This is a genomic window from Roseateles sp., assembly GCF_031397715.1.
Classification (GTDB): Bacteria; Pseudomonadota; Gammaproteobacteria; order Burkholderiales; family Burkholderiaceae_C; genus Paucibacter_A.
This window is the reverse complement of the sequence record NZ_JANNMI010000257.1, coordinates 1-5,564: the sequence shown is the minus strand read 5'-3', so window position 1 is coordinate 5,564 and position 5,564 is coordinate 1. Positions and strand designations below refer to the sequence as shown.

The window sequence follows — 5,564 nt, the reverse complement described above, 5'->3', positions numbered from 1 at the left end:
CGCGACCGGCTCTACATCGACACCATGCAACAGGTCTACTCAAATGTCAGCAAGGTGATGGTTGAGTCCCGCAATGGCAGCAATTTGCTGCATTTGCCACTGGATCGCTTGATGCAAGCAGCCGGTTCCGTGACGGCCACTGCGCCGGTCGCCACCGCGCAGCCTGCGGCCGAGACTACTGCGCCGGCGCCTGCCAACGATGTGCGTGCACGCGACGGCTTGCGTAGCCGCGACGGCCGCTGAGAATAGGGAGTTTTGAAATGAATCGAATTGTTTCTATCGTCGTTGGCTTGCTGGTTGCGCTCATGTTGGCAAGCTCGATGGTGTTCATCATTGATCAGCGTCAGTTTGCGGTTGTCTATGCTTTGGGTGAAATCAAAGAAGTTATCACCGAACCAGGCTTGAAGTTTAAGTTGCCGCCTCCGTTGCAAAATGTGGTGTTGCTGGATCGTCGCGTTCAGACCTTGGATAGCAATGAATCTAAGCCCATCTTTACGGCCGAAAAGAAGAGTCTGGTGATCGACTGGCTGGTGAAATGGCGTATCGCAGAGCCACGTCAGTTCATTCGAAACAACGGAGCCGACATGCGTAACGTCGAGAATCGATTGAGCCCGATCGTGCAGGCGGCCCTGAACGAAGAGGTCACTCAGCGCACGGTGCAGGGCGTCTTGTCGACCGAGCGGGACGCTGTGATGAACGGCGTTCGCAAGCGGCTTGAGGTTGAGGCGAAGCAGTTCGGTATTGAGATCGTGGATGTTCGCGTCAAGCGGGTTGACTTTGCTGCGTCCATCACGGACTCGGTTTACCGCTTGATGGAATCGGAGCGTAAGCGTGTCGCCAGTGAATTGCGCTCGACGGGTGCGGCTGAGAGTGAAAAGATTCGTGCCGACGCTGATCGCCAGCGTGAGGTGATCGTGGCGGAAGCGTACCGGGACGCTCAAAAAGTAAAAGGCGAGGGTGATGCCAAGGCGTCGGCCTTGTACGCAGAAGCCTTTGGACGCGACCCACAGTTCGCGCAGTTCTATCGCTCTTTAGATGCGTACCGTGCGAGCTTTCGTAGCAAGACGGACGTGATGGTGCTTGATCCGAGTAGCGATTTCTTCAAAGCGATGCGGGGCTCGGGAGCCTCTGGCGCTGCGCCGGCTGCAGCGCGCAAGTAGAAGCTCGGGCTTTGTCTCTTGGCTGAAACCTTGTTCTTGGCCTTTGGTCTGATGCTGGTGATTGAAGGTGTGCTTCCCTTCATCAGTCCGACCGCCTGGCGGCAGGTGTTCGCCCGCATGTTGGCCATGAGCGATGGGCAGATACGGTTCATCGGCCTGTGCAGCATTGCGGTCGGTGTGTCTGCATTGTTGTTTGTGTAGAGATCAGCGATTCCTTCCCGAGACCTAGCATTTACCCCCGGTACAATGCCGTTTTAATCCGGACCCACTACCAACATGGCTTCTGCTTGGCTGCTGCCTGAGCACATTGCCGATGTGCTGCCTTCGCAGGCTAGACGCATCGAGGAACTCCGCCGCGAACTATTGGACATGGCCCGCAGCTATGGCTGCGAGTTGGTGATGCCGCCGCTGCTGGAGCATCTGGAATCACTGCTGTCCGGCACCGGCCATGCACTTGATTTGCAGACCTTCAAGCTGGTTGATCAGCTGTCTGGCCGCAGCCTGGGCTTGCGCGCCGACACCACGCCGCAGGCCGCCCGCATCGATGCGCATTTGCTGAACCGAACCGGCGTTACACGCCTGTGCTATTGCGGCCCGGTGCTGCACACGCGCCCGGCTGGTTTGCAGTCGACACGCGAACCCTTGCAGTTCGGTATCGAAATCTTTGGCCATGCCGGACTTGAGGCCGACCTTGAGGTGCAGGAAATGGCCTTGGACGCCGTTCAGCGCGCCGGTTTGACCCACACGACGCTGGATCTGGGCGACGCCCGCCTGGTGCGCGGTGTGCTCGGCGACGTGGCATTGAATGCGACGGCGATGCAGGATTTGGTCGCTGCGCTGGCGACCAAGGATGCCGCGGCGTTGAATGATTTGGGTCAAGCCTTGCCTGCGGTTGTTCGCCAAGGCTTGCAAAACCTTTTGTCTCTGTATGGCGGCGTCGAGGTCCTGACTTTGGCGCGCCAGCAGTTGCCTTCGCACCCCTTAATCACCTCAGCCCTGGATGACCTGCAATTTTTGGCCGCCCATTTGCAGCAGACTCATGCGGGTATTCGGCTCGGCTTTGACTTGGCTGATCTGACTGGCTACGCCTACTACAGTGGGGTTCGATTCGCGCTTTATGCCGAAGGTTCCAGCGATGCCGTCCTGCGCGGCGGGCGCTACGACGAGGTCGGCGCCGTGTTTGGCCGCCGCCGCCCGGCCGTCGGGTTCAGCCTCGATTTGAAGACGCTTGAAGCCTTAAGTCCGCCGACACCGTTGCGCGCCGCTGTCAGGGCGCCCTGGGGTGAGGCGGCGGGTTTGCGTGCGGCAGTGCGTGAATTGCGCGCAGCCGGCGAGACGGTGGTGTGCGTCTTGCCGGGGCACGAGCATGAAGGTGATGAATTCAACTGCGACCGCGAGTTGGTGCAGCTTGACACTCAGTGGGTGCTGCGCGCGCTTTGAGCCGCAGCTCACCCAAGAATTTAATTTTTTGATCATCGGGTAGTCAAAATGAATAGCGAAATTGCGCGCGGCCGTAATGTGGTCGTAGTGGGCACCCAGTGGGGTGATGAAGGCAAGGGCAAGGTTGTTGATTGGATGACCGACCACGCGCAGGGCGTGGTGCGCTTCCAGGGCGGCCATAACGCCGGCCATACCCTGGTGATCAAGGGCATCAAGACCGCCTTGCAACTGATTCCCTCGGGCATCATGCGCGACGGCATTGCCTGCTATATCGGCAACGGCGTGGTGGTCGATCCGACCCATTTGTTGAGCGAGATCGCGCGCCTGGAAAAAGCCGGCGTCGAGGTGCGTTCGCGTCTCTTCATCAGCGAGTCCTGCCCCTTGATCCTGCCCTTCCATGTGGAGGTGGACAAGGCGCGCGAGCTACTTCGCGAAAGCAGCGGCGCCGGCAAGATCGGCACCACCGGCAAGGGCATCGGCCCGGCCTACGAGGACAAAGTCGCGCGGCGCGCGTTGCGCGTGCAGGATCTGAAGCACCCGGACCGCTTCGCCAAGAAGCTGCGTGAGTTGCTGGCCCTGCACAACTTCGCGCTGACCGGCTATCTGAACGCCCCAGCGCTGGATTTTCAGCCCATCTTCGATCAGGCGATGAAGATGGCCGAGATCATCAAGCCGATGATGGCCGATGTCGGTTACCTGATTCACAAGGCCCATCAGGCCGGCGCCAACATCCTGTTCGAGGGCGCGCAGGGCACGCTGCTGGACATCGATCATGGCACCTATCCCTATGTGACCTCCAGCAATTGCGTCGCCGGCAACGCGGCGGCCGGTGCCGGCGTGGGCCCGCAGATGCTGCATTACATGCTCGGCATCACCAAGGCCTACACGACGCGCGTTGGCTCGGGCCCGTTTCCGACCGAGCTGGACTGGCAGACGCCCGGCACCGTCGGCTACCACCTGGCGACCGTCGGCCAGGAGCGTGGCACGGTCCCCGGGCGGGCGCGCCGCTGCGGCTGGTTTGATGCCGCTGCTCTGAAGCGTTCGGTCATCATCAACGGCATCACCGGTCTGTGCATCACCAAGCTCGATGTGCTGGACGGCCTGGCCGAAATCAAGATGTGCGTGGGCTATGAAATCGATGGTCGTCTGGTCGACATCCTGCCCCTGGACGCCGATGAGATCGCAGCCTGCGTGCCGGTTTTCGAGACCTTCCCCGGCTGGACCGAAGTCACCTTTGGCGTCACGCAGTGGGATGCGTTGCCGCAGAACGCACGCAACTATCTGGAGCGCATCAAGGAAGTGATTGGAGCGCCGATAGATATGGTCTCTACCGGCCCGGATCGTGAACACACGATTCTTTTGCGTCATCCTTATCAGGCTTGACGCCTGAGGCGATTGATTTTTTAATTCATCTGACAGGAGTTGTCCTTTATGTTGACCGACGACGGCAAGCATTTGTACGTGTCCTGGGACGAGTACCACATGTTGACCGAGCGCCTGGCGCTCAAAATCCATGCTTCAGGTTGGGAGTTCGATCAGATTCTCTGCCTGGCCCGTGGTGGCATGCGGCCTGGCGACGTGTTGTCGCGCGTGTTTGACAAGCCCTTGGGCATCATGTCGACCAGTTCCTACCGTGCTGAGGCCGGCACCATCCAAGGCCGGCTGGATATCGCCAAATACATCACCATGCCCAAGGGCGACTTGGCCGGCCGGGTGTTGCTGGTCGATGACCTGTCCGACTCCGGCGTGACGCTGAAGGCGGTGGTGGAGCGGCTGCGCGGCATGCCCTCGATCAGCGAGCTGCGCTCGGCGGTGATCTGGACCAAGGGGGTATCGAGCTATACGCCCGATTACTTTGTCGAGATGCTGGAAACCAGCCCCTGGATTCACCAGCCGTTCGAAGAATATGATGATATGCGGCCGGACGCGCTGGCCAAGAAATTCGTCGTCTAAGCTCAGCGAATAATCTTAATCAATGCAAGCATCAAGCCGACTTCGTACGTATTTTGCGTACGCGAGTCGGCTTTTTTTGTATGCGAGTTTGGCCGGCAAGTTTTTTGCACAAAGCATGGCAAACTGCTTGCACCATGAAAAATGGCCGCATGTCATTCAACATGCAGCCAATTAATTTTTAGGTTTCTTCTATTTATTTATAAATCTTGGTGCCCAGGAGAGGACTCGAACCTCCACGGAGTTACCCGCTAGTACCTGAAACTAGTGCGTCTACCAATTCCGCCACCTGGGCATTTCAGGAAAATAAGGATTCTATCATCAAAAATATTAAGAGCACAAGCGTAGCCCCGCAAGAAGGTGCCGGGCTGCTGAGTGAAGTTGAGGGCGTGGTGCAGGGGCATCGTGACGGCCATGGCTTTTTGACCCCCGATGTGGGCGCACAGGACATCTATTTGTCCGTCCAGGAGATGCGGGCCGTCATGCATGGCGACCGTCTGCGCGTACGGATAGTCCGAACCGACAAACGAGGCCGCCCAGAGGGCCGCGTGCTGGAGATTCTGGAACGCAAGAAGCGCCCCATCATTGGGCGGCTGCTGTTGGAGTCCGGCATCTGGTTGGTGGCGCCCGAAGACAAGCGCATGGGGCAAGATATTTTGATCCCCAAAAACGGGCTTGCCAACGCAACGACAGGCCAAGTAGTGGCGGTGGAGTTGATCGAGCCGCCGTCCCTCTACTCTAAGCCGGTCGGCCGGGTGGTTGAGGTCTTGGGCGAGATTGATGACGCCGGCATGGAGATTGAAATTGCCGTGCGCAAGTACGAGGTGCCGCACCGTTTCAGCGCCGAGACCTTGGCTCAGGCCGGCAAGCTGCCGGAGAAGCTCCGCGCCATTGATTTGAAGCATCGGATTGATCTGCGTGACGTGGCCTTGGTGACGATTGACGGCGAAGACGCGCGCGACTTCGATGACGCCGTCTATTGCGAGCCGCACAAGCAGGGACGGGGCAAGGCGG

The 5,564-nt window shown here is 59.1% G+C and carries 5 protein-coding genes, 1 tRNA gene and 2 pseudogenes; 7 read left to right on the top strand and 1 reads right to left on the bottom strand.

From position 1 onward, the window contains the following. The 6 genes and pseudogenes from RMO57_RS11330 to RMO57_RS11305 form a co-directional block, all read left to right on the top strand. Positions 1-243: pseudogene (locus RMO57_RS11330) on the top strand (protease modulator HflK); the annotation flags it as partial. A gap of 17 nt (positions 244-260) precedes the next feature. Beyond that, positions 261-1,160 (top strand): protease modulator HflC, encoded by a 900-nt coding sequence (gene hflC / locus RMO57_RS11325; RefSeq protein WP_310386678.1) that lies wholly within the window; start codon positions 261-263, stop codon positions 1,158-1,160. Positions 1,161-1,178: 18 nt separating this feature from the next. Then, complete coding sequence (locus RMO57_RS11320) at positions 1,179-1,361, top strand: DUF2065 domain-containing protein (RefSeq protein WP_310386676.1); 183 nt, start codon at positions 1,179-1,181, stop codon at positions 1,359-1,361. Positions 1,362-1,436: 75 nt separating this feature from the next. Further along, positions 1,437-2,600 carry an ATP phosphoribosyltransferase regulatory subunit gene (locus RMO57_RS11315; RefSeq protein ID WP_310386673.1) on the top strand — a complete coding sequence of 388 codons (1,164 nt, stop codon included), beginning with the start codon at positions 1,437-1,439 and terminating at the stop codon, positions 2,598-2,600. A 48-nt stretch (positions 2,601-2,648) separates the two neighbouring features. Continuing rightward, positions 2,649-3,983: an adenylosuccinate synthase gene (locus tag RMO57_RS11310; protein WP_310386671.1), complete on the top strand. Its 1,335-nt coding sequence runs from the start codon at positions 2,649-2,651 to the stop codon at positions 3,981-3,983. 48 nt (positions 3,984-4,031) lie between these two features. Continuing rightward, positions 4,032-4,553, top strand: coding sequence for a phosphoribosyltransferase (locus RMO57_RS11305; RefSeq protein ID WP_310386669.1), 522 nt, complete (start codon positions 4,032-4,034; stop codon positions 4,551-4,553). Between the two features lie 207 nt (positions 4,554-4,760). Here RMO57_RS11305 and RMO57_RS11300 read toward each other — a convergent pair. Continuing rightward, positions 4,761-4,845 (bottom strand) — tRNA-Leu (locus RMO57_RS11300). 76 nt (positions 4,846-4,921) lie between these two features. On the opposite strand from RMO57_RS11300, the pseudogene RMO57_RS11295 reads away from it, so the two are divergent. Further along, a pseudogene (locus RMO57_RS11295) lies at positions 4,922-5,564 on the top strand (ribonuclease R); the annotation flags it as partial.

What these genes read in the sequence shown, in the direction of transcription:
- RMO57_RS11315 (WP_310386673.1), top strand. Translation starts at nt 1,437, where the DNA reads ATGGCTTCTGCTTGGCTGCTGCCTGAGCACATTGCCGATGTGCTGCCT.
- RMO57_RS11305 (WP_310386669.1), top strand. Translation starts at nt 4,032, where the DNA reads ATGTTGACCGACGACGGCAAGCATTTGTACGTGTCCTGGGACGAGTAC.
- hflC (WP_310386678.1), top strand. Translation starts at nt 261, where the DNA reads ATGAATCGAATTGTTTCTATCGTCGTTGGCTTGCTGGTTGCGCTCATG.
- RMO57_RS11310 (WP_310386671.1), top strand. Translation starts at nt 2,649, where the DNA reads ATGAATAGCGAAATTGCGCGCGGCCGTAATGTGGTCGTAGTGGGCACC.